General features: G+C 45.1%; 21 protein-coding genes, 1 riboswitch and 1 other annotated feature. Of the genes, 2 read left to right on the plus strand and 19 right to left on the minus strand.

Going from position 1 to position 24,497, the window contains the following annotated elements:
• Positions 1-7: 7 nt before the first annotated feature.
• From AC1ECB_RS21100 to serS, 7 genes are all read right to left on the minus strand, one after another.
• Positions 8-832, minus strand: a complete 825-nt coding sequence (locus AC1ECB_RS21100) for a lipoate--protein ligase family protein (RefSeq protein WP_485665627.1) — start codon at positions 830-832, stop codon at positions 8-10.
• Positions 829-1,836 carry a LipS2 family lipoyl synthase gene (gene lipS2 / locus AC1ECB_RS21105; RefSeq protein WP_485665628.1) on the minus strand — a complete coding sequence of 336 codons (1,008 nt, stop codon included), beginning with the start codon at positions 1,834-1,836 and terminating at the stop codon, positions 829-831. The genes AC1ECB_RS21100 and lipS2 overlap by 4 nt, the downstream gene beginning before the upstream one ends.
• Complete coding sequence (gene lipS1 / locus AC1ECB_RS21110) at positions 1,833-2,666, minus strand: LipS1 family lipoyl synthase (protein ID WP_485665629.1); 834 nt, start codon at positions 2,664-2,666, stop codon at positions 1,833-1,835. Before lipS1 ends, lipS2 begins: the two co-directional genes overlap by 4 nt.
• Positions 2,654-4,111, minus strand: a complete 1,458-nt coding sequence (gene gcvPB / locus AC1ECB_RS21115; protein WP_485665630.1) for an aminomethyl-transferring glycine dehydrogenase subunit GcvPB — start codon at positions 4,109-4,111, stop codon at positions 2,654-2,656. The genes lipS1 and gcvPB overlap by 13 nt, the downstream gene beginning before the upstream one ends.
• The gene (gcvPA, locus tag AC1ECB_RS21120; RefSeq protein ID WP_485665631.1) at positions 4,108-5,454 is read right to left on the minus strand and encodes an aminomethyl-transferring glycine dehydrogenase subunit GcvPA; all 1,347 of its coding nucleotides are present in this window, start codon (positions 5,452-5,454) and stop codon (positions 4,108-4,110) included. The genes gcvPB and gcvPA overlap by 4 nt, the downstream gene beginning before the upstream one ends.
• A 1-nt stretch (position 5,455) precedes the next feature.
• Entirely contained in the window at positions 5,456-5,845 is a 390-nt protein-coding gene (gene gcvH / locus AC1ECB_RS21125) for a glycine cleavage system protein GcvH (protein WP_485665632.1), read from the minus strand.
• Between the two features lie 167 nt (positions 5,846-6,012).
• Positions 6,013-6,101: riboswitch (glycine riboswitch) on the minus strand.
• Positions 6,102-6,163: 62 nt separating this feature from the next.
• Positions 6,164-7,432 (minus strand): serine--tRNA ligase, encoded by a 1,269-nt coding sequence (gene serS / locus AC1ECB_RS21130; protein ID WP_485665633.1) that lies wholly within the window; start codon positions 7,430-7,432, stop codon positions 6,164-6,166.
• Between the two features lie 41 nt (positions 7,433-7,473).
• Positions 7,474-7,671, minus strand: a binding site (T-box leader).
• A 237-nt stretch (positions 7,672-7,908) separates the two neighbouring features.
• On the opposite strand from serS, the gene AC1ECB_RS21135 reads away from it, so the two are divergent.
• On the plus strand, positions 7,909-8,577 hold the full coding sequence (locus tag AC1ECB_RS21135) for a uracil-DNA glycosylase (RefSeq protein ID WP_485665634.1): 669 nt from the start codon (positions 7,909-7,911) through the stop codon (positions 8,575-8,577).
• On the opposite strand, the gene AC1ECB_RS21140 is transcribed toward AC1ECB_RS21135, so the two are convergent.
• The 10 genes from AC1ECB_RS21140 to AC1ECB_RS21185 all read right to left on the minus strand — a co-directional run bounded on the left by AC1ECB_RS21140 (position 8,560) and on the right by AC1ECB_RS21185 (position 19,186).
• Positions 8,560-9,444, minus strand: a complete 885-nt coding sequence (locus AC1ECB_RS21140) for an NAD(P)/FAD-dependent oxidoreductase (RefSeq protein WP_485665635.1) — start codon at positions 9,442-9,444, stop codon at positions 8,560-8,562. The genes AC1ECB_RS21135 and AC1ECB_RS21140 overlap by 18 nt on opposite strands.
• A 22-nt stretch (positions 9,445-9,466) precedes the next feature.
• Positions 9,467-10,474: an aldo/keto reductase gene (locus AC1ECB_RS21145; RefSeq protein ID WP_485665636.1), complete on the minus strand. Its 1,008-nt coding sequence runs from the start codon at positions 10,472-10,474 to the stop codon at positions 9,467-9,469.
• Positions 10,475-10,488: 14 nt separating this feature from the next.
• A complete protein-coding gene (locus AC1ECB_RS21150) occupies positions 10,489-11,565 on the minus strand; it encodes a tetratricopeptide repeat protein (protein ID WP_485665637.1) in 1,077 nt (358 codons plus the stop codon).
• A 313-nt stretch (positions 11,566-11,878) separates the two neighbouring features.
• Entirely contained in the window at positions 11,879-12,976 is a 1,098-nt protein-coding gene (gene serC / locus AC1ECB_RS21155) for a 3-phosphoserine/phosphohydroxythreonine transaminase (RefSeq protein ID WP_485665638.1), read from the minus strand.
• A 508-nt stretch (positions 12,977-13,484) separates the two neighbouring features.
• Complete coding sequence (locus AC1ECB_RS21160) at positions 13,485-14,324, minus strand: ABC transporter ATP-binding protein (protein ID WP_485665639.1); 840 nt, start codon at positions 14,322-14,324, stop codon at positions 13,485-13,487.
• A gap of 449 nt (positions 14,325-14,773) precedes the next feature.
• Positions 14,774-15,121 (minus strand): phenylpyruvate tautomerase MIF-related protein, encoded by a 348-nt coding sequence (locus AC1ECB_RS21165; RefSeq protein ID WP_485665640.1) that lies wholly within the window; start codon positions 15,119-15,121, stop codon positions 14,774-14,776.
• Positions 15,122-15,145: 24 nt separating this feature from the next.
• Positions 15,146-15,940, minus strand: coding sequence for a 4-hydroxy-tetrahydrodipicolinate reductase (gene dapB, locus AC1ECB_RS21170; protein WP_485665641.1), 795 nt, complete (start codon positions 15,938-15,940; stop codon positions 15,146-15,148).
• A gap of 38 nt (positions 15,941-15,978) precedes the next feature.
• The gene (locus AC1ECB_RS21175) at positions 15,979-16,788 is read right to left on the minus strand and encodes a pyrroline-5-carboxylate reductase family protein (protein ID WP_485665642.1); all 810 of its coding nucleotides are present in this window, start codon (positions 16,786-16,788) and stop codon (positions 15,979-15,981) included.
• Between the two features lie 220 nt (positions 16,789-17,008).
• Positions 17,009-18,433 (minus strand): trimethylamine methyltransferase family protein, encoded by a 1,425-nt coding sequence (locus AC1ECB_RS21180; protein ID WP_485665643.1) that lies wholly within the window; start codon positions 18,431-18,433, stop codon positions 17,009-17,011.
• A gap of 114 nt (positions 18,434-18,547) precedes the next feature.
• Entirely contained in the window at positions 18,548-19,186 is a 639-nt protein-coding gene (locus AC1ECB_RS21185; RefSeq protein WP_485665644.1) for a cobalamin B12-binding domain-containing protein, read from the minus strand.
• 515 nt (positions 19,187-19,701) lie between these two features.
• Between AC1ECB_RS21185 and AC1ECB_RS21190 the strand changes: the two genes are divergently transcribed.
• A complete protein-coding gene (locus tag AC1ECB_RS21190) occupies positions 19,702-21,171 on the plus strand; it encodes a sigma-54 interaction domain-containing protein (RefSeq protein ID WP_485669378.1) in 1,470 nt (489 codons plus the stop codon).
• A gap of 231 nt (positions 21,172-21,402) precedes the next feature.
• On the opposite strand, the gene AC1ECB_RS21195 is transcribed toward AC1ECB_RS21190, so the two are convergent.
• Together AC1ECB_RS21195 and AC1ECB_RS21200 are read right to left on the minus strand one after the other, a co-directional pair.
• Positions 21,403-22,650 carry an S-layer homology domain-containing protein gene (locus AC1ECB_RS21195; protein WP_485665645.1) on the minus strand — a complete coding sequence of 416 codons (1,248 nt, stop codon included), beginning with the start codon at positions 22,648-22,650 and terminating at the stop codon, positions 21,403-21,405.
• A gap of 34 nt (positions 22,651-22,684) precedes the next feature.
• Complete coding sequence (locus AC1ECB_RS21200; protein ID WP_485665646.1) at positions 22,685-24,019, minus strand: MFS transporter; 1,335 nt, start codon at positions 24,017-24,019, stop codon at positions 22,685-22,687.
• Positions 24,020-24,497: the final 478 nt, after the last annotated feature.

A 24,497-nucleotide genomic window follows, 5' to 3' on the forward strand; every position in this document is an offset into this window, starting at 1 on the left:
CCCTGTCTCAACGACGTAAATTCCATGAGCCTTGCGTGTATTTTGTCGCAGCCAGTTCCTCCGCCACTCTTTGCTCGGCTTGACTCAGGCTGTCAGCCGCCAGTTCTACACCTAATGCCAAACCAAAGGCGGTCTGGATTGCCTGGCAGGCCTCTTCCCAACTAATTTCCCGCTTGGCCGCTTCGGTTAACGAGATAGCGCGTTTGCCAAGCATTCCGGCTACTGAAGCTTTCGCTTCAGGGTTTGGGAGATTAAGCAACGAGGCCAGCTGCCTAGGTTTAAAATTTAGTAACAGCGAACCATGCTGCAAAATAACACCCTCTTTACGAACTTGGGCACTACCAATTAATTTGCGACCGTCAAAGGTTATCTCATAATGGGAAGGTGAATCAAAACAGGTCGCCGATGTGTGATAACGTTTGGTCTGGCTGTAAGCAGCCCTGGGCACGCTCATTTGCGCCTCAATACCCAGCGCTTTGAGTCCATCCAGCAATCCCTGGCTAAAAAACCGGTAGGAAGCCGTAATGGTAGGGGGAACAAGTGAGTGCGTCTCGCTGACAACTAAACTGTAGGTTAGTTCAGCGTCATGCAGCACGGCACGACCGCCTGTCAGGCGCCGGACAACGTCAATCCCCTGACGGCGGCACTCACTAATATCAATCTCGGCGGCAGCTTTTTGAAAATAACCGATACTGACAGCTGCCGGCTGCCAGCCGTAAAAGCGGATGGTCGGCGGCACTTGTCCACCAGCATATGCTTTTAACATCGCCTCGTCCACCGCCATGTTAATGGCAGCCTGACCTATGCCGCTACGAATAACTCGCCACTTCATGTCAGATTCCTCTCTTTGTACTGAGCTCCGCTCCAACCGTCCTCAGTAACACTGATCAGTCCGCTTTCTACTAAGGCCTGCTTAACCTCTGCTACAGTAAGTGGCCGGGGATAGTTATACATAACCCCGCCAGGACGTTCATTATAGTAAGGCCGGTTACAGCCACTACAGCCGCTGGTTTCAAAAGCTTTTCCGTCTGTCAAAACAGCTTCCATTTCCGTCTGAGGTAAACTAACTCCAATTAGTCTGCCATTCCGATATTGAAAAACATTCCGGCTGTAGCCCTTTTTTAACAGAAAATGCGCTATCTGTACCCGGCGATATTGTTCGATAACAGGTGGCGGTTTATCCGCCCAAACGGTACCCCGTACAGGTGTGAAAGCAAATAGGCCCACCTGTATGTCATTGTCCTGACAATTCCCAATTGTCGTAATCATTTCCTCTTCGGTTTCGCCAAGGCCGACAATCAGGTGGGTGCTAACTTTGCCTGGGAATTCATAAGCACACCGTTTTAAGAGTTCCCAGCGTTTAGTCCACTCACCGCCTTTTACCCGCTGATACAATTCAGCCGTAACAGCATCCAGTGCAATGGAGATGCGTTCTGCCCCCCTGGCAAACAGTTCTTGGGCCTGCGCTACAGTCTCGATGTCAGTGGAAATACTGACAGGCACACTGCTTTCCTGTGTTAAAGCTGCCAACGCAGTAATACTTGCCTGCCAGCTCTGGCGGTCTTTGACAATCTGGAGACAAGCGCGCTTAAGTTGACCGGCCTGAAAGGCTGTGCCAACTGCTTGTGCAGCCTCCTGTGCCGGGAATTCCGGCCAAGTGATTCGCGATAACCTATCTGACCGGGCTGAACTATCCCTGGACTGGGCACAAAAATGACAACTGTTCTGGCATTTTTCCCCCAACATAATGTAGGCAGTAGTTGGGAGTACATCTGTCTTGAGCTGTTTTTTACCTACTACGCAAGCCGTCCCTGCCGACAGTCTCCACCAGCTCATAGTACACAGCACTCCTCTCCCCGCGATAGGGTAAGTCCCAGCTTTTCAGCCAGCCTCTCGGCCACGGGGGCCGGATTGACAATCACATCAAAACCAATTCGAACAGCCCATTTATCTAGCTCCTCCCGATAGCGTCCTCCTGGCCGCATGCAGCCAAGATGGAGCGGGATATGGGGAAAAGTCAGTCTGGCATGACTTAATAGCCGGGCAGTTTCCAGAATGTTGGGCGGTTGCCTGTCAGCAAACCGTGTGCCCCGTGTCGGCATAAAGACGATAAAGGTCAGCGACTCCGCACCAAGCTCCTGCAACAGTTCCAGCGCCTGATACTCGCCACGGATTTCACCACCTTTGAGACCAATGCAGATATGCGGCATTACCTTAACTTTTTGCCTGAGTGCCTGGTAGCAGGCTACATAGTCGTTAACGGTGCGGCGATTACCAAATACCTCCTGGATTGTGGTGTTATCGGCGACAAAATCAAAAGACACACAATCTGCCACAGTTGCCAGCTGCTCAATAACATCAGCACTTACCAGACCGACATGCATATTAAACCGCTTGCTGCGTTTAAGTTCAGCCAACCGAACAATATGCTCTGCAATCGGCACTGCCCCGTCAGCCTGACAACCGCCGCTCACCAGCCAACTGGCGCTGTTGTCAGCGCCAACTGTAGCTATCTCAGCCAGCGGTTTCATATGTTTTAGATAATGTCCGCCGCAATGGGCGCAATTAAGTTCACATTTTGTGCCTGTCACACTTACCGGCCTGGTTTGCTTAGGATAGACAAACCGAATGGTATCAGGTAGCGGCAACCGGTTTACTTTTGCCATTTTACCACCGGTTTACGGGCAGCAGTCGTTTCATCAAGACGACCCACGACAGTAGTGTGCGGCGCCTTGGTAATCAGAGAAGGGTCTGCTTCGGCCTCCCTGGCAATGCAGCGCATTACCGCAATAAAGCCGTCAAGCGTTTCCTTACTTTCAGTCTCGGTGGGTTCAATCATCATGGCCTCCTCGACAATAAGCGGAAAATAAATGGTTGGCGGATGATAGCCATAATCCAAAAGCCGTTTAGCAATGTCAAGGGTATGGATGCCGTGCGCCTTCTGATACTTGGGAGTAATAATACATTCATGCATGCAAAACCCTTCAAAAGGAGCATAATAATCTTCTTTTAGTTTGCTTAAGCAATAGTTTGCGTTAAGCACGGCATCTTGGCTTGAGGCCGTAAGACCGTCAGGCCCCATCGTCCGGATATAGGCGTAAGCCTTGACAATAACCCCGAAATTACCATAGAAAGAATGCACCTTGCCAATCGACAGCGGCCGGTCTGCTGCCAAGCTGAATTTACCAGCCTTTTGAACAATATAGGGACTCGGCAAATAGGGAATCAGGTCTTTTTTTACACCAATCGGGCCTGAACCGGGCCCGCCGCCGCCGTGCGGCGTGCTGAAGGTTTTGTGCAAATTAAAATGTACGACATCAAAGCCCATGTCACCAGGACGGATCAGGCCCATTATGGCATTGGCGTTGGCACCGTCGTAATATAAGAGACCACCGGCATCATGAACGATTTGAGCAATCTCTGTAATGTTCTTCTCAAACAAGCCCAAGGTACTGGGATTTGTCAGCATGAATGCAGCAGTATCATTACCGACAGCAGCTCTTAACGCAGTAAGGTCAACTGCGCCATCAGGATGTGATTTTACCTCGACAATATCCAAGCCGCAGACGGCAGCCGTAGCCGGATTGGTGCCATGAGCTGAGTCAGGCACAATTACTTTGGTACGGTTTTGCCCCCGGTGACGATGATAGGCTCTAATCAGCTTAATCCCGGTCAATTCTCCATGGGCACCGGCTGCAGGCTGCATAGTAATAGCATCCATACCGGCAATCTCTGCCAAATACTGTTCCATGTTGTAGAGCAATTGCAGTGCACCCTGCACGGTTTCACTGTCCTGCAAGGGATGAATTAGAGCAAACCCTGGCAGGCGGCAGACATCTTCATTAATCTTGGGGTTATATTTCATGGTACAGGAGCCTAACGGATAAAAACCGGAATCAACGCCAAAATTCCGCTCAGATAAGCTGTTGTAATGGCGCATCAAATCAAGCTGACTGACCTCTGGCAGTGCTGCCTGTTCTTGTCTTACTAAGTGCGTCGGAATAAGCCGCTGAATATCCTCCTGCGGCACATCACAAACTGGCAAGTCAATTGCCCTGCGCCCTGGATTGCTTAGTTCAAAAATCAGCGCTTTACTGGTTTTCGTCCTCATGCCATTGCCCCCAATCTGGCGCAAAGCCGGTCAATTTCCTCGCGTGAACGTTTTTCAGTCACAGCCAGGAGCATACAACCGGCAAGCTCAGGATAATAGTTGCCTAAATCCAGGCCGCCAATGATTTTGTCCTGCAGGAGTTGTTTGTTGATCTCGTCAACAGGCTTGCTCAGACGTACAACAAATTCTTTAAAGAAAGGCGCTTTGAAGACGGCTTCACAGCCTGGGACAGCGATCAACTGTTTGTAGGCATAATGAGCTTTATGGAGAGACAGCTCTGCCACTTGCACGAAGCCCGCCTTGCCGACAGTATTCAAATATACCGCTGCCGCCAAGGCGCATAGTGCCTCATTGGAGCAAATGTTTGACGTTGCTTTCTCCCGACGAATATGTTGTTCACGCGCCTGCAATGTCAGAACAAACCCCCGTTTGCCTTCCTTGTCGGTGGTCTGCCCGACAATCCGGCCCGGCATTTTACGCATAAGTTTTTCTGTAGCAGCAAAAAAACCCAGGTATGGGCCGCCAAAAGACATGGGAATTCCCAGGCTCTGGCCTTCGCCAACCACAATATCAGCCCCGAGTTTGCCGGGAGCCTCTAAAATGCCAAGAGAAATAGGGTCAACCACTGCGATTATGAGCGCTCCCTGCGCATGGGTCATATCAATAATTGCTTTACAATCCTCCACACAGCCAAAGAAGTTAGGTGTCTGCAAGAGGACTGCCGCCACCTTCTTGCTTAATTTGGACTGTAATTCCTGAAGGCCGATTTGACCGTCCAGATAGCCAAGCTCGCTGATGGTATAACCCCGATCAATCGCATAGGTGTTCAGGATCTCACGATAATGGGGATGGACTGTCTTCGCCACCAAGAGCTCGGTACGCCCGGTAGCGCCGGCTGCCATCATCGCTGCCTCAGCCAGACCTGTGCCCCCGTCGTACATTGAGGCATTGGCTACTGCCGTGCCGGTTATTTCACAAATTAGGCTTTGGTATTCCCATAAAGCTTGAAGGTACCCTTGCGATATTTCTGGCTGATACTGGGTATATGCTGTATAATATTCTGAACGTCTAAGCACATGGTCCACGACACTGGGTATGTAGTGGTCATAAGCACCGGCACCAAGAAAGCAAGTATACTCAGCAATACTCGCATTCCTACCAGCCATAGCCGCCAGGTGGGCTGCCAATTCAGGTTCAGACATAGCCTGCGGCAAATTTAGCGGGCGGTTCAGCCGCAAATTAGCAGGAATATCGGCAAATAAATCCTGAACCTCATCCACGCCCACAGTCGTCAGCATCGCCTTGCGGTTTTCCGGGGTGTGCGGCAGATAGCTCCACGGCATGTTAATGCCCTCCCTCAGCCACCAACTGCTCATAGGCTTCGCTGTCTAACAGTTTAGCAAGTTCGGCACTGTCGGTGATTTCAATTTTAGCAATCCAGCCTTCACCATATGGGTCTTGATTAACAAGCTCCGGTGCATCGGCTATACTTTCATTACCAGTGATTATCTGGCCTGAAATAGGGGTATAAACATCTGATACGGCCTTAACTGATTCTACTACCGCGAGTCCCTGTCCTACGGCTAGCTCGGTCCCGGATTCCGGCAATTCTACAAAGACAACATCCCCAAGCTGTGACTGGGCATAGTCAGTAATACCAATGGTCGCCGTATTCCCCTCAACTTTCACCCATTCATGATCTTGGGAATACTTAAATTCTTTAGGAATATTCATTATTATTTCCCCTTTCTATAGTAAAATGGTACTACGTACATTCGGACAAACTAAAAAGAGGCAAAGGGAACGATTCCCTTTGCCTCTGTCCATTGTACCTGAGAGATTTGCCCTATAGGGCTCCCCATCGGTGACACCCGCGTAAGCGGATGTACTCTCCAGAGTATAGTCCTGCTATAGTCCTTTTGCCTGAGAGTTTAACAAAGTGCTTACTCCTTCGGCGCCGCAGTCAAGCGGTCTCTCCTATAACCATCATCCCAAAAATATTTGATTGTTAATTCAATTGTAGCAAAGGACAAGAATTACTGTCAATCTATTTTATTTGATCACGTCAACACCCATATAGGGGCGCAGCAGTTCAGGGATAATGACTGAACCGTCTTCCTGCTGATAGTTCTCCAAAATAGCAGCTACTGTCCGGCCAATTGCTACACCGGAGCCATTTAGGGTATGAACAAATTCCGGCTTACCTTTGGGCTCACGGCGGAACTTGATTTCAGCACGCCGGGCCTGGAAATCCTCAAAGTTAGAACAGGATGAGATTTCGCGATAAGTGTTAAAACTGGGCAACCAGACCTCAAGGTCATAGGTCTTGGCCGAAGAAAATCCCATATCACCCGTACTTAGCAGCATGGTACGGTATGGCAGACCTAACAGCTGCAAAACCTTTTCGGCATTAAGGGTCAGCTTTTCCAGTTCGCTATAAGACTCTTCCGGCAAACTGAATTTAACCATTTCTACCTTATTAAACTGGTGCTGACGGATAAGGCCGCGAGTATCGCGACCGGCCGCACCGGCCTCAGCCCGGAAACAGGCACTATAGGCAGTATAACAGAGCGGTAGATCCTTAGCATCCAAAATTTCCTGGCGATGAAGGTTAGTAATAGGCACCTCGGCTGTTGGGATAAGATAATAGTTCAGACCTTCCAGTTTGAACATATCCTCGGCAAACTTGGGTAATTGACCTGTACCGGTCATACTGGCCTCGTTGACAATAAAAGGGGGGAAAAATTCGGTATAGCCGTGCTCTTTGGTATGAAGGTCCAGCATGAAATTGATAAGTGAACGCTCTAACCGGGATCCTAAGCCCCGGTAAAAGGTAAATCTCGCCCCTGTTACCTTGCCGCCCCGTTCAAAATCAAGAATCCCCAGCTTTTCTCCGATCTCCCAATGGGCTTTCGGCTCAAAAACAAACTCCTTCGGCATACCCCAGCGGCGCATTTCCTGATTGTCCTGTTCATCTTTGCCTACAGGTACAGAAGCATGTGGCACATTGGGTATGCTCATGATAATGTCGGCAAGCCCAGTTTCGACTTCCTTTATCTTAGCATCAATTGCGCTAATACTGTCGCCTACTTCCCGCATTTCGGCAATCATATCATCGGCATTTTCTCGGGCTTTCTTTTTTTGACTAATCTCCTGCGAAACAGTATTCCGCTTGTTTTTGAGCGTTTCAACCTCAGCTAATAGCTCCCGCCGTTCTTTTTCAAGCTTGATAAACTCGGCCAAACTCATCGCCGATCCCCTGTTTTTTAGTGCTTGTTCCACAATTTCAGGGTTATTCCGCACAAATTTAATATCCAACATATGGTTCTTCCTCCTTAACATAAAAAATTCCCGTCCCTTATGATAGGGACGGGAATTTAGTTCCCGCGTTGCCACCCTGCTTGACTACCAACAGTCCACTCGACACGCATAACGGACGTGGACCGTGCGGCTCATCACCGCATGCTCAGAGGGTGGATAGCATAATGTTGTTACTGGCTCGCACCTGCCGCCAGTTCTCTGAAAACTCTCCATCATGCATGCCCTGTCATTGCATCTAACGATATCAAGATACAATTATTATGTATTATAAAATTATACATTATTCAGCACAGAATGTAAAGTACTGGCAGCACCGTATCATCCACGACTAGCTAAACACCCTTGACATAACCATTAAAGTTTTTTCTGTACCGATCTTTTATTATCCTTTTTCACAAAAGGATTTTCCTGTAAGTTACGCGAACTAAACCATATTCAAAGTAAACAACTACTACCAAGCAAGGAGGCCATAGTACATGTTCTCTTCTATTTCTGATCTTGAAAGTGCTATATTATCCTGCAACCAATGTAAATTGTGTCAAGAAAATAATCATGGGCCAACATCATACAATGGTTCTGCTTGTAGCCCATTAGCTATTATTGGCGAAGGACCCGGTGGCGTCGAGGATGAATATGGGGTGCCTTTAGTAGGACCATCCGGTCAATTATTAGATAAGGCCTTATGGAGCGTAGGTGTAACAAGAGATAAAGCTTACACTTCAAATGTTATAAAATGCAGACCCAATAAAAATCGCACTCCAACCGTAGAGGAAGGTGAATTTTGCGCTAGTCTATGGTTAGATAAAGAAATAGCAATGATACAGCCAAAAGTTATTATTGCTTTAGGCAGTGTAGCACTAAAATATCTGCTTGGGCCCACCGCTCGCATTACCAAAGACCGGGGGCACTGGTTCACCACAAAACATAACATCCCGGCGATTGCCACTTACCATCCGGCTTACCTCCTGCGACTAACCGGCAAAGATCTGGTTAAGGCCAAATGGGAGGTATATTATGACATGAAAGCCGCTGTAGAAAAATGCCAGGAACTGGCTCCTGGTAATGACTTGAAAGCTGAAACCATTCCAAACTTACTAGAACTATACAATGAACGAAAAATTAGCAGATTAAGCAAAGGTACCTAAGTCTACTTTATCAATATACGTTATCGCACTCAGTACAGCAACAAGCCCTTCGCCAGTGGCCTTGGCAATTTGCCAGGGTTTACCAGTGCAATCACCGGCGGCAAATACCCCGGGGATGCTAGTTGACATGTCCCGGTTGACCTTGATGACTTCACCATCTAATTCCAAGCCTGGCAACAGATTTTCAACAGGATCGGACTGACGCATAATAAAGACCCCATGCAATTTAATTTCTTCTTTATCTGTTACTAGCTTTTCCACTTGTCCGTCACCAACAATGGCCTTCGGCTTGGCTGTAAGTACCTTAATCGGTGCCCGCAGCTTAGTAAAGTCACCTTTATACTGCGGCAGAAAATAGACATTACGGCAGAGTTCACTTAAAAATACCGTTTCGTTCTCCCCTTCCTCAGTATAAGAAATAACAGCTACATCCTTTCCTTCAAACATCCGTCCATCGCAGGTAGCGCAGTAGCTGACTCCCCGGCCCAATAGCTCCCGCTCGCCTTCGAATAAAAGGGTACTTACCACACCGGTAGCAAATATAATGGCCTTGGCATCATAGGTAGTCTGCGGTGTGAGCAGTGTAAACATATTGTCACCGAGAAATACGTTCATCACCTTTTCTTTGACAAGCTTCGGCCCATGGGCCAGCGCATGTCCGGTAAAATGCTGCATTAGACCTTTGCCGCTAACCTCCGGCAGCCCCAAATAATTATCAACCTTATGCGCTTTTTGCAGTTTTTCACTAAAATCGAGATGCTCAAACACAGCAATGTTCTTATTGCGAATGCGTCCTGTCAATGCGGCAGACAGCCCTGCTGGGCCACCACCGATAATGGCAATATCAAACTTGTTATCTTCGGCCATATATATATTCCTCCTTGTATTACTACCCGAGGTCTTTGGCCACCTGTTTTATCCGCTCCCGAATGGGCAGATTGTAAGGGCAACGCTCCTCGCATTCCCCGCATTCGATGCACGCCGAGGCTTTGACCTTAGCCCCCTGGTACCGCGCTGGAATAGCCGTCTTTAATCCATATCTTGTATATTGTAAATGAAAAATAAACATCTGTGGAATATCAATTCCAGCAGCACAAGGCATGCAGTAGCCACAGCGGCGACAGAAATTAGGGCCAAGTTCCGCGGCTAAGGCAGTCAGTTTGGCCGTTTCCTCAGGATTTAGTGGTCTAAAATTTTGGGCCGCAGCCAAATTCTCAGTAACATGCTCTACCCGGTCCATCCCTGGAATAGCAACTACCCCTTCCTGTTGCAATACAAAGCGTAATGCTAAGTCTACATGGTCAATAAGGCCGCCCCCCAGTGGTTTCATCACAATCATACCGACGTCAAGCGACCTCGCCAAAGGAAACAAGTCGTTCATAGCCCGCTGTTCCACACAATTAAAGGGTACCTGCACAGTACTGAATTCACCAGTTTTAACCGCCCTTATAAGCATATCCACATTATGGCCGGTTATGCCGATATGACGAATTTTCCCTGCAGCTTTAGCTTCTTTCAAGGCCGCAAGTGCCCCGTCTGGCGCCATAACAGCTTCCCATTCCTCTTCAGTCTTGACATTATGCAGTTGATAGATATCAATATACTCGGTTTTCATTGTAGCCAGACTAGTAGCAATATCCTCAATCATAGCTGCTTTGGTTCTGGCCATACTTTTCGTAGCCAGAAAATACTCACTGCGGCGGCCGGCTATGTACCTGCCAATTTTGGCTTCACTGTCCGTATAGGCTCTGGCGGTGTCAAAGAAGTTTATCCCGGCATCCAAAGCAGCAATAAGCACTTCACCAGCTTCCTCCATTGTACAGCGTTGCATAGGCAATGCACCAAAGCTAATGGGTGTTACCAAAAAGCCGGTTCGGCCTAAACGTCTATTTTCCATCGAAGTAATCCCTCCTATTGCAATTGCGTTCCATCTGCTTCTTGCTCTAAAGCCTGCAGCCGTTCCTTAGCATGAGCTGCTTCCGGTGACTCTGGCCTGGCTCGCAGGATAAGTTCTTTATAAGCAATAATAGCTTCAGCGGTACGCTGTTGCATTTCACAGCATAATGCCTTATTATGGTGAGCCAGCACATTGTCCGGATTAAGCTCTAACGCATGGGTAAAATCAGCAATGGCCGCATCAATATTCTTTTGGGCGGCATAGGCAATGCCCCGGAAAAAGTATGGTCTGTCATCACTAGGATCGCCCTCAATAACGCGGCTAAAATCAGCAACGGCCTCGCTGGTTCTTTCCTGGCCCATATAGATAGAAGCTCTAATGGCAATAGCTTGCATATTTTCTGGTTCCAACTCAATTACTTTATTATAATCAGCCAATGCTTCCTCAATGAGACCGATCTCATTGTAAGCCTGTCCCCGCTTAATCAATACAGTGGGTTCTTCCGGGAAGCGCTCAATTACCTTATTATAGTCGGCAATCGCTGTTGAATACAAATTGCGGGCAGCAAAGGCATCACCCCGATTTACGTAAGATGCCATATCTGCCGGCTCTAACTCAAGAGCTTTGGATAAATCATCAATAGCATGCTCAAACATGCTGTTATTAAGATACAGCACACCACGGTTTGCGTAATTCATCCAATCTTTAGGATCATAAAACATCGCCTGCGAATAATCCATCACGGCATTTTTGATATCCTCAAGCATGGCATATGCACTGCCACGGTAAGAATAATAAACTGCCTTGCGGGAATTAAGTTCAATTGCCTTGCTGTAATCGGTAATCGCCTGCTCAAAGTTACCAGCGACAGCTGCCACTACGCCGCGCCAAAAATAGCCTTCACTATTATCAGGCTCTCCAGCTAGCAGCTTGCTGCACGCTGCCAGCACGTCAGCCGTTTTACCGGCATCATAAAGTTCCTGCATGTCTTTACTAAATTGACTTTCCTCGACAACCGGGCCACAACCGGAGCAACCGCAGTCACAGGACGAGCCGCAGCCAGCTTCATTACAACCATTATCTTGATTCATATTAACAACTCCTTTACTGAGTTTATCTGTAATTGTTATTAACTACTATGATATGTTCGCGTCTTTTACTATAATCCCTGCTATTATTGCCAAAATTATCCCCAAAAACAACATATCTACAACACGCTAGAAAATAAATAGCTAAAAGGCGAAAGTGCTCACTAACAGTGGCAATTTCGCCTTTTATAACTACTATAACCCTTTTTGCTCAATACCGCTATACAAAAAACCCAGATGGTTCGTCGAGTTCATGAGCACTAATCGCCATTTTCCGTCCTGGTATTCAACTACATTAATGCAATATTTGCGCAAGTTAGGAATTTTCCTTTTGGAAGGCAAGCATATAGTCGCGCAGCGCCTGGCAGGAATCGTAGGGTACGGCATTATAAACAGAAGCCCGGCAGCCACCAACCAAACGGTGACCATTTAGACCCACAAAACCAGCCTGTTTAGCTTGCTCCAAAAACTTTTTCTCCAGGTTCTCGTCAGCCAGACGGAAAGTGATATTCATTAATGAACGGGCACTCTGCTGAGCATGCCCCTTATAAAAGCCATTGCTGGCATCAATAGTATCATAGATTAGGGCTGCTTTTTCCTGGTTACGCTTGTAAATACCAAGCAAACCACCTTCCTCTTTCATCCATTCCAACACTAATTTCATCATATAAATACCAAAGGTGGGCGGCGTATTATATAAAGAGTTGTGTTTAGCAAAGGTAGCATATTGGAGCATTGTTGGAACCTTTTTCTCAGCCTGTTCTAAAAAATCACGGCGAATAATAACAACCGTAACACCCGAAGGCCCGATGTTTTTTTGAGCCCCGGCATAAATAAGCGCAAATTTGCTCACATCAATAGGACAAGACAAAATATCGCTGGACATATCGGCAATCAATGGCACTCCATCCGTATTGGGAAAAGCATGCCACTGGGTGCCATAAATTGTGTTGTTGGAGGTAATATGCAGATAAGCCGTATCAGCATCATAGTTAATTTCTTTAAGAGCCGGTATCTGGCAATAGTTTCCTTCTTTAGCGGTAGCGGCTACAAATACCTCACCTAGTTTTTCGGCCTCAGCATAGGCTTTCTCAGACCAGACACCTGTCATCACATAGCCTGCTTTTTTGTTAGCAGGTAAAAAGTTCATCGGGACCATAGAAAATTGGAGACTGGCGCCCCCCTGCAAGAATAAGACCTCATAACCTTCCGGTATTGACAGCAATTCTTTTAAGAGTTCAATGGCCCGGTTATGAACAACTTCATACGCTTTACCACGATGACTGTGTTCCATGATAGACATGCCGGTGTCATTAAAGTCAAGCAGTTCTGCTTGGGCCTTTTTAAGAACTGCCAGCGGCAATGCTGCCGGTCCGGCATTAAAATTATAGGCTCGTTTAACACTGTTATTCACAAAATCACCTCATAATAGTAATAGTAAAGTAAAAATCCCGCCCCAATAGATAAGGTATTGGGGCGGGATAGAAATCCCACGGTACCACCCAGTTTCAAGCCGTCCACAACGGAAAAGACAACGTTAAATATATATAAAAAAACCCCCATCCTCTACAAGGACGAGAGCATTCTCCCGCGTTGCCACCCATGTTGCTTTTCAGCCAACTTTTGCCGCTATACCGGGCGGACCCGTCAGATTCATCATCAGCCACTCCCAGGCGGAATTCATTGCTACTCACACTGGCTCGCACCAACCACCAGTTCTCTGAAAGCTCACAGCAATCAACTTCCTGTTCATCGTGTAGAAACTATTTTAACTTGGTTTCGATTATACAATATGCGCTACCAGCAGTCAAGTGTATTTTGTACAAAAACCAACAAAACCATTTCTAGCTTTGGGGGCTAAATACCGGACACAAGTGTTACGCTTATTCATATTCTCTGGCAATCTCGTCATGGCTACGGCTTTAGCCGCTCACTCTGCGGCCAGTTAATTCAATAAAAACATCTTCCAGGTTAGTGTTTCGCAGCGTAGCATTAACCGCCAGAGTACCGGCAAATGCGGCGGCCTCCGCTCGACTGGCAAAAAAACGATATTGCGTGCCTTCACTTTCGCACCATTCAACAACATAACTACCTAGCCGCTCACATAATGCACCTGGACTGTTAAGCGCAATCAGTTGCCCTTTTTCCATAATGGCTACCCGCTTACAAAGATTTTCGGCTTCCTCAATATAGTGGGTAGTCAATAACACCGTCAAGCCATCCGCATTTAACCGGCGAATCAAATCCCACAGCCGCCGCCTAACCTGCGGGTCCAGTCCAACGGTAGGCTCATCTAAAAAAAGCACCTTAGGCTGATGCAGCAGTGCCCGCGCAATCATCAGCCGCCGCTTCATGCCGCCGGAAAAAGTATTCACCATGTCATTGCCCCGCTCTTTCAGTTCAACATAATCCAGCAGCTCTTCGACCCGTTGCTCCCGCCCGGCTCGCGGCATGTGATGCAAGCGACCATGTAAGTTGAGATTTTCCCGGGCTGTTAAATCTATGTCAAGATTAAAATGCTGCGGCACAACGCCAATAACCGCTTTAACGGCCAGTTCCTCCTGCGGCAGACGATACCCATGAATGGTAACAGTGCCCGCAGTCGGGCGAGTAAGCATAGTCAATATTCGTATCGTAGTAGTCTTCCCCGCCCCATTGGGACCAAGCAAGCCAAATGTTTCGCCTTGCTCAATCGTCAGATTTAAATTGTTTACAGCTGTCCGTTCCCCGTATTTTTTCACTAAACCTTCTATGCAAATCATAATAACCTCACCAACTATGTACTGTGTCTTTTTTAAATCTAAGTATAGCATATATCAAAGGTTCAGTCTCCATTAACCGGAGTCATAACAACATATCATTCAGATTTTTTATAAAAAAAATATACTAGTATGTCTACAAATGACTTACTAGTATATTTTTGCTTTTGTTACTTATTCTGCCTGCCAGTAAGCATTGCCATAAAAAGAGTTCATATGTCCCAATCCCATCGGGTCAGTTAAAAAGGCAAATACTTTGTTACCTACGGCAGTGCCTGCATCGGGATTGGTTATTTTTTTGCTTTATTTAATACACTTAAACCTCAAAGCGTATTCGGCATCTTCTTTGTTTTTCATTGAAAACTAGGGGACGGCATTGTCTTGCCAACTCAAATCAAGACAATATCATCGTCCCCTAGTCCTAGATTGACTTTTGTTAGCTGATCTTAGTCCTATGAAAAATTCTTACCGTTGCACCCCCAATAACTAATGCTTTCATAAGTCACATAAGTCCTATTTTGGGGAATGGATAATTCCTTTTCTAGTAGTGAACAAATAGCAGCAGTAGCATTGTTACTAGTTGTGTCATTTAGATCTTTCGTGACTTCGACTTTTACATAAGCGGTTTCCCCATCTTGATTACCATTAAGAAACAATGTGCAGTTGTCAACGATTTGTACCATTAATCCAGCTTCAGCCTTGCCTGGAAAACATTGAATTGCCTGTACTAATCCCGCTTTTAGTGCCAGTCCCTTTTCTTTCGATACTGGCGATGACACATCTACTTTTATAAATGGCATATTATCCCTCCAAAATATACTTTATTATTTTAGAACGTCCTGCACTGTATACCACCCCACCGCTTTCCCCTCAAGAAATGCGGCGCAGGCGCAAGCGCCCTCAGCGAAACACTCAAGATTGTGAGCATGGTGGGTTATCTCCAGCCGTTCACCCTGAAAACCGAATAACACCGTATGACTGCTGGAAATATCGCCGGCCCGCACCGAATGGTAGCAGATGCTGCCTGGCACTCTGGCTCCGCTGCCATTTTGACCGGGAATGCTGATTTCATCTAAGTTCCGTCCAAGACCTTTGGCCACAGCCTGTCCCATCCAAAGGGAAGTACCGCTAGGGGCATCTTTTTTGTCCCGGTCATGCATTTCGATAATTTCGATGTCTGCCTCCTCGCCCATTTTTTTTGCCACAAGTTCCACGAGTACATACATCAAGTTGACTGGGCGGGAAGTATTCTCAGCATATAAAAATGGAATGCAGGTTGCCGCTTTCCGCATCTTGTCCCACTGCTCAGGTAAAAAGCCAGTGGTACCGCATACCATAGCTTTACCATGCTGCACCGCAAGCTCCAGGACAGTCATGGATGCCTCAACAGTAGAGAAATCAATGATTATATCGCAGTTTTCTATAACCTGGGTCAAGTCGTCCACCACCGGCGCGCCTACCGTAACACCCAAGCCCGCCACAACCCCGATATCAGTGCCACAATAGTCACTGCCTGACGGGGCGATTCCGGCCACAATTTCAATACCTTGTCGATAAAACGCAGCCTTAGTAATTAATCTGCCATTTTTCCCCCGTGGAGCGGTAATGATTACTTTCATATCCAATCCCTCCGTTGTCCTCGATCACTACCAAATAATTATAAATTACCAAGCTCTTTGCAACGTGAAACACAGGCTCTTATACCCTCTGTTAAGCAATAGTCAAAGCCTAGTTCGTCCATTTTATCAAGCGCTGCGAGTGTTGTTCCTCCCTTCAAACGGAGCTTATCCTCCAACATTTCAGCACTCATCCCGGAATTCAGCAGCATCTCTGCACTGCCTTTCATGGTTTGGGCAAAAAGTCGTAATGCAGTATCTTCGTCAAATCCCATATGTACGGCTTCTTTCAATATAACACGAGTCATATGGTAAAAATAAGCCGGGGCAGATCCATTAATTGGAACCACCTCACACATAAGCGACTCCGATATTTCTTCTACAATACCGCAACTTGACAAAAAACATTCAACCTCTTTATAGTCATCGTCAGATACTGTTTCAGCACAAGAAACTGCAAAAGCACCCAATCTCATTTGGGCCGTTAGAGTAGGCATACACCTAATTACTCTACAGCCTTTTCCCAACCGTTCCTGATACCATTTGATACTGACTCCTGCTACAAGAGAAAGAAAAACTGTTTCCGCAGATAAAGCAATCTTAATTTGATGCATAATCGAATCAATCACTTGAGGCGTTACAGCAACTACAACAACGCGAGCACTTTTAACCAAATCATCAATTGATGAAAAAACGGCGTACCCCTTTTCCCTAAAATCATCACAAACTTTTTGTGAGACATCGAAAATTCCAATCTGATTCGGAAAATAAACGCCGCTCTTCTCTACTCCCGCAAGAATTGCCTTTACAATATTACCGGCACCTATACATCCAACTATTGTACTTATCAAAAACACCTCTGTTATAAAATAGTGCAGGGGAACGCCAGGGTAGTGAAAAGGCCGCGTTGAACTTTAGTTTAACACGACCCATTTTCACATTTGTCTCACATTAGTTAGAACTTGCACCACTAAATCCAGCTAATTAAAGTCACGAAATTTTTTTAATACTTGCACTTAAAAAGGCAATTTGAAGCATTATGTTATCTTCACTTCGTTGCTTTCCTTATTTCTAACCCAATTTATCAAGCGCTTCTTTGTTAATACCTTTAGTTACGAGATACTGCTTGAGTTCTTGTTTAATATCATCAGACAGTTCCGGTCTTGTGTATGTTGCCAGCATATTATCCATCTTATTATTGATATTCTTTAGCAGTTGCTCGGCTGGATCACCGATAACAGCTCCTCTAAGGCTTATTTCCGGCAAGAAAGGTTCTTTACGACAGTGCCGCATAGTATGAGCCTGGGTTAAGAAATGACCGGCAATGCCTACGCTATTAATTACGTTAACTGCAAGGGTCTCCTCGTTAACTTCTATTCCTTTTAAGTAACGCCTTGCCATACCGATTATCTCAAAATCCGCAATCAGTTTTTCATAACTTACGCATCCATAATTGTCAACAATACCGGCAGCATGGATAATGATATTGGTTTTTGCCCCATGTGTCGCTAATAGTGTGAGCATACTCTCATAGCCTGCTTGTATTGATAGCGACTTCGCATCTGATACAGCACCACCGCCCCGGCAAGGAAGTCCATAGGCTTTTGCCAGGCGTGCCGCGCACTGATAACATAATGCTCCTTCTGGCGAACCGCTGGCAATGCTGCCAGATTTCATATCAGAGGTGGTGGTTTGGGATCCATAAACCACAGGAGTGCCAGGGTTCATCATTTGTGCAACGGCAATACCTGCCAAAACTTCAGCGTTACTCAAGGCCATTGTGCCCGCCAAGGTTATCGGTGCAGTTGTCCCCGCCATGGCGCAAGCCGCGATAACTGCCGGCTGAGAATACTTAGTAAAGACTAATAATGTTTCTAACATAGTATGACTTAATTGCAGTGGCGTATTGGTATTGACAATTGTCGTTGCCCTTGGCTTTCTTACTAGGTCATCTTTACCAAAAACAATGCCTAACATGTCCATAAGAGCCTCTACCTCATCGACCTTGCCGGATCCAGTAACAATGCACTTATCCGAATGAAGCAGCGTAGCATATAACAATGCACCAATACCATAGTGACCGGACATGTCAGCGGGTTGAACAATCATACCTCCATTTGCGTTAAAATGGCCGCATTGATGGTAAAGCTTCAAAAACTGGACATAATCCTTCATCTGTGCCGGTCGCTTGTTGCCATTAAGTTCTAATATAAGCGGCGAACCATAGGCTGGAAAACACTCGACGTTATCGCCGCCAACTGTAATATCATACTTCGAATTGCGAGCATACATCGTAAAGGATGACGGAGCTTTACCAATCCACTCCATTATTTGTTCTCTTGTAAAATAAGCCGTTTGATCGACAACTCTAACCCCATTTTTCTTTAGGATCTCAATTACTTCTGGATGAAGAAACTTCATCCCGGTTTCTTCAAGAATTCTCATAGACGCCAGATGTATCTGCTTTAAGTCTTCCGTCATAGTCTCTAAATTCATTTCAAATTCCCCCTGTTCTTCATAACTTTTTTTCTATACGCTTTAAAAAATAGCCCATGCAGTTATTCATCTTGCCCTTATACTTCAGTACCAATGGCGCGATGTAACCCCGTATTACTTATTAGCTGCCATCTTAGCAGCCATTTCCTTACAAGCCACAGCATCAACACAATAACCATCCGCACCAATTTTATCGGCAAACTCCGGGTATAATGGAGCGCCGCCAACCAACACTTTCACCTTATCTCTCAGGCCGGCTTCTGTGATCGCATCAATGGTATCCTGCATGGCCATCATCGTAGTGGTAAGCAGTGCGCACATGCCGACAATCTGGGGCTTATGTTCTTTGATGGCCGCAACAAAAGTCTCAGGCGCAACGTCTACACCAAGATCCACCACATTGAACCCGCCGCTTTCGAGAAGCATGACTACAAGATTTTTGCCGATATCATGTAAATCGCCCTTTACCGTTCCCATGACAAAGGTGGATACATTGGCCGAATCTTCCGCAGACAATAGCGGCTTGACAATGGTTAACCCTTCCGACAATGCTTTTGCCGACATCATAACTTCAGGAATAAACATTTCTCCTGCCTTGAACTTGGGAGCAACGATGTCCATGCCTGCTAGCAAACCCTTGCTAACAATCTCCATCGGATTCACGCCGGAGTCTATCATACCCTGGGTGATCGTCTTTACCTCAGAATCATCCCCCTGATACACCGCTTCTGCTAACTTTTCAAAACTACTCATACAATACATACCTCCCAGAAATTTGTTATGTAGTTAGGACACAATACCCACTGCAAGAAAACCCACCCCTTTTAAGATTTCCCTTACTTCCAGAGCTATTGTGCCGTTGCCTTTAACTATTGCACAATCCGTGCCATTCTTTTTGGTATGCTATAAAAACAGTGTAAAAAATAGCAATATTTCAAAAATTTCATGCTTTATTCAATCAATTACTAATGAATAAAACCATTTTGGGGTCATTTTAACTGGTAAACCTTGATTGCTTGGTTAACAACATTCCATTAAACCAACTTAAGTAGTACCAACTCCATCCATTATTGAAAGTATTCCTTTCACCAGACCTCAAAAAACATCGTACACTGCACCATCATATTCTCAAATATCCCAATAAAATAAGGATTGTAAAGCACTTTTAAAAGCGTTACAATACACTGAAAGGTTTGCTTTCAGATGATACGAATATTTTCAGAGAACTTATAGAATATTTTGAAATCGTACAGGGGGGAGCTGTTTTGATGATGAAAACTTATGAAGATTTAGAAAATGAAAACTGTTTATTACATGCCATTATTGATATGGTATCAGATGGAGTCTATGCTGTGAGCATGGATGGAACTATTCTCATCTACAATAAAGCTTTTGAGAAAATGGAGGGGATAAACCGCAACGACGTGGTGGGTAAAAAAGACTTTGATGTATATGGCTGGGAATCTGAAAGCTTCCAACGGCATGCTATAGCGAAAAATCCCGAACCATTGCGGGATCATTATATGGCCTATACATCTATCAACGGCAAAAAAGTCGATATTGTATATAATGCATACCCATTTTTTCAGAATGGAAAAGTATCTGCCGTTGTCTCTATCGGCAGAGATAAGCCATCAATAAATGAATTACTTACCATGGTATTAAACTCATTTAACACTAAAAAAACTAACAGAATTACCAATGGCACCTTCTATACATTGGAAGATATTATCGGCAACAGTGCCGCAATCCAGAAAACCCTAAAACAAGCTCGCAAGGTGGCGCAAAACCAATCTACCGTGATGCTCGTGGGTGAAACAGGCACAGGTAAAGAGTTGTTTGCCCAAGGCATACATAATGCGAGTACATACGGTTCTCGTCCATTTATTGCTGTAAACTGTGCCGCGATGCCAGAAACTCTAATGGAAAGCCTGATGATGGGAACTGTAAAGGGCGCATTTTCCGGAGCATTAAATACACCCGGTTTTTTTGAGCAGGCAGAGAATGGAACTTTATTTTTGGATGAGATAAACTCGTTGTCTATTTCTTTACAAGCAAAGTTATTAAGATTACTACAGGATAAAACAGTTCGACGTCTGGGCGACAACAAGGAACGCAAGATTTCGTGCCGAATAATCAGCGCAACCAACCAGGACTTATTTATTATGGCCCGCAACGGCCTTTTCCGTGAAGATCTTTTATACCGTTTGACACCCATTATTTTGGATATTCCTCCCTTACGTGAGCGAGTGGAGGACATCTCCCTGCTAGCAAAAGAGTTTGTATCCCGGTTTAATGATTCCCTCGCTATGAATATAAAACTCATAGCACAGGATTTGATGCAACTATTCACATATTATCGTTGGCCAGGAAATGTTCGCGAGTTAGAACATGTAATTGAATGTGCTATGAGTATGGCTGAAAGCACAGAAACAACATTATCTAATGAACATTTACCTAAGGTTTTAAAGAAAAGACTTATGAGCGTTCAATCAACTACGGGCTTAAGTGATATGGATGCAACATCTAACAAATCACTCCCTGAACTGCTACGTCAATACGAGAAACAAACCATTGAGAACGCACTGATACTAAATGATGGGAACGTCAGCCAATGCGCTATTCAACTAGGTATTACCAGGCAAAATTTGCATTATCATCTCCGTCAACTTGGAATTAATTCTGTTTTATTTAAAGCCCATTCTATCAGCGATACAACTAGTTCCCCTTTACCTTAGAGCGTTATTTATGCCGCGCCGATAGTATAGCAAATATCAAAGTTTCAATCTCCATTAACCAGAGTCATAACAAAATATGTTCAGATGTTTTACAAAAGAAAATACACTAGCTTGTCTATAAATGACTCGCCAGTGTATTTTTGCTTTGTTACTTATTCTGCCTGTCAGTAAGTATTTTCATAATATTATAATGTAACAAGCAGTAATGCAAGATTTGCATTCCACGTAAAGCTAGAAGGAGTAGGATAAGCTAGTAATAAGATTGCGTCTACCATTTGGGCTATTGCCATTTTTATCTATCATATCATTATATTGTACAGCTAGAATGCCATTTTTAAATACAGTGTACTCAACACCATATTCAAAGCCTTTGGTGTCGTTAAAAGCGGCGAGGCCGCCAGCTACATCGCTGGATTCCGGAGTACTCCACCATTCTGGGTCAAAGTTTTTATCGGCCTCTCTGTAGGCTACCCAAACACCATAGGAATGTAATTTAGAACCGTCAGCACCCCGGTATTTCAGATTGCCATACCAAGCTTCGGCATCAGAGCCATTATTTGCTTGTCTCGCGGCTTCCGCTCCATTTTTACCATATTCAGATCTTAAAACAAAATCGTTGAACGCATAACTGAAACCAATGGTTTTTGTCTTATACTCATTATAATCCCGGCTATCGGTAAAATAAGCTAAACTCATATCAAACTTAGGACTAAACGCATAGTTCATATCAGCATAGGCATAGTTTGGTGAATCCCAACCTGATGTACTATGATACTTGGCAGTACCGGCGCTTATTTTTACCTTATTTCCAAAACTAATCTTCGCACCATCCCAGTCATGCCAAGTATCACAAGCAAGACCTTTGCCAACAGACATAACCATCCGACCTGCCGTAAATTTCACGCCATCAAAAAGTTTGCCCGATAAATAGGCTTGATCTATATACACATCGCCGCTGTCGCTAATTTTTTTTGACTCACTGTGGAGCCGAGTATTAAAAATTAAATCATCGGAGATCTGTGTAGCCATATTTACACGTACGCGAGTCTTCAGTGTAGTAGAGTCTGTACCACTATTAGGATCAACCTTTGTCCACTCATAACGCTCGCGGTACTCCCCGGAAAACTTAATATTGCCCTGCTTTTGTTCCACCTTAGTCAGGCGGACATTTAGACCTTCCAGTTCGGCTTGGTACTCAGCTGCCAATTTTTCAATAAGGGCTTTATCAGCCGCATTGGCTTTGTCAGCATGAGCTATCGCGCCAGCAACAACGGCAGCCATTTCATAACGGCTAACTGCACGTTCACCTTGATAACTGCCATCGCCGCCGGTAATGATACCATCGTTAGCCAACTTCTGAACAGCATCATATGACCAATGTTTCACCGGAACATCCGCGAAAGGATTGGTAGCAAAAGCCGTCCCCGCAATACTTAGTCCAAACACCAGGGCTAATGCAGCTGCTCTATTTTGTTTCATCTAGTTACCTCCTTGAATTCTTCATAAATATTTCCTACTTTGTGTCCTCTACTGAACTAGCTTCGGCAAGCGACATTCCCTTAGTTTCCGGAGCCCAGGCAATGGACACCAGCAAACCAAGAAAAGTTATGAATGCACCTACTAGCATTGTTTTTTCTATGCCGAGATAATTAATAGAATAAGGAACGCCAAAAGTACCAATTGCTGCACCAATACGGCTGATAGAAGTCCCCAGTCCTACTGCCGTAGCACGAATTTCAGTTGGAAAAAGCTCATTAGGGTACACCCAATCCAATATGCTGGGCCCGCCGGAAAAGAATGCATAAGCACCAAACCCTAAAAGCACCATCCAGAACGGAGCATCATGCACGACACCCAAAATCAGCATACCTGCTGTCATAATAACAAAACTCCAAATAAGCAAAGGGCGCCTGCCTATTGAGTTCACCCAAAACAGAGCAGGAATACAGCCCAGTAAAAACATCAAACTGATTAGGGCATAGCCAATAACCCAAAGATTACCCCCGCTTAGACCGAAAGCCCCCAGTATCTGCGGACCGAAGGTGTAGATAGCGAAACACGGAACTATCTGAAACATCCAATATAGGCCTATGAAAAATGTCCGCTTTAAATATTCTTTTTGTAATAATTTGCTGACTTCAGTAGGTACATTCTCACTATTTTCGTGTAAATCACTTACATCAAATTCAGGTCCATAAACACGCTTGATAATATCACGTGCCTTTTCAACTTGTCCTTTATTCACCAGCCAACGCGGTGATTCTGGCGTTCCCCAGCGGCCAATAACAAGGATTATTGCCGGAATAGCCGAGCTGCCCAGCATCCATTTCCACCCAGAGGGGCCTAATTCAAGCATCCAGTAGCCGATAAGTCCTGCAAAAATTGCCCCTAGATACCAAGTACACATTAGTACACCCAGCATTATTCCTCGATGCTTTCGCGGAGAAAACTCGGTAAGCAAAGCAGTGGCAATAGGATAATCTGCCCCTACAGCAATTCCAATCAAAAATCGCAATACACAAAGCTCTGCTGCTGTTGTGACAAACATTTGCGCAATTGAAAAAACAATAATAGCAATTAAATCAATTTGATACATTAATTGTCTTCCCATCCTGTCAGTCACATAACCAAAGAAAGCGCCGCCTACCAGCAATCCCACTAAGGCAGATGCGCCAACCATCCCTAACCAAAAGGAATCCAACTTGAGGAACGGTTCCAACTGGATTAAGGCAATACCAATAATTACCAGAATATACCCATCCAAGAATGGACCGCCGCTTGTGTAAATTGTTAATTTTCGAAGAAAAGGTGAATAAGGATGATCTTCAATTGATACTGATTGCTTCATATCATCAGTTCCTCTCACAATAGTATTAAGTCCTATTTATCTGCTCCAACCAATTCTCATTTGCCTCGATTTGGATGCTACTAGCAACTTCTGAACGGCTGACGATATTTCTTCTGCCGTAAGCTTATCGACCGCACAACTTATTGGACTTTTCTGACTAATGTAGCAATAGTACCCTGTATCTTGCTTAAACAACTGCTAAGGCACCATATTCGTCTCTTCTATTTAACAGGCTTTCCGATAATAACTAGTAAAACATCCAGATTCCAATTTCTTATAATGATCTGCTATTAAATGATGGGATTTATAAATCTAACTACAGCCAAATGTCCCCAGCCCGCCGTTGGTGATACATAAGAATTGACCAAATATTCTTCGCCATCAAGCTTTATCTGAACTACAATTCTTAGCAGTAAACTCCATATACATTCTAGCCATAGAGTGAGAAATACAAGGTAAGCCTGGGTTTCTTCCAGCT

Source organism: Sporomusa sp. 246TCP1 (genome assembly GCF_057319775.1).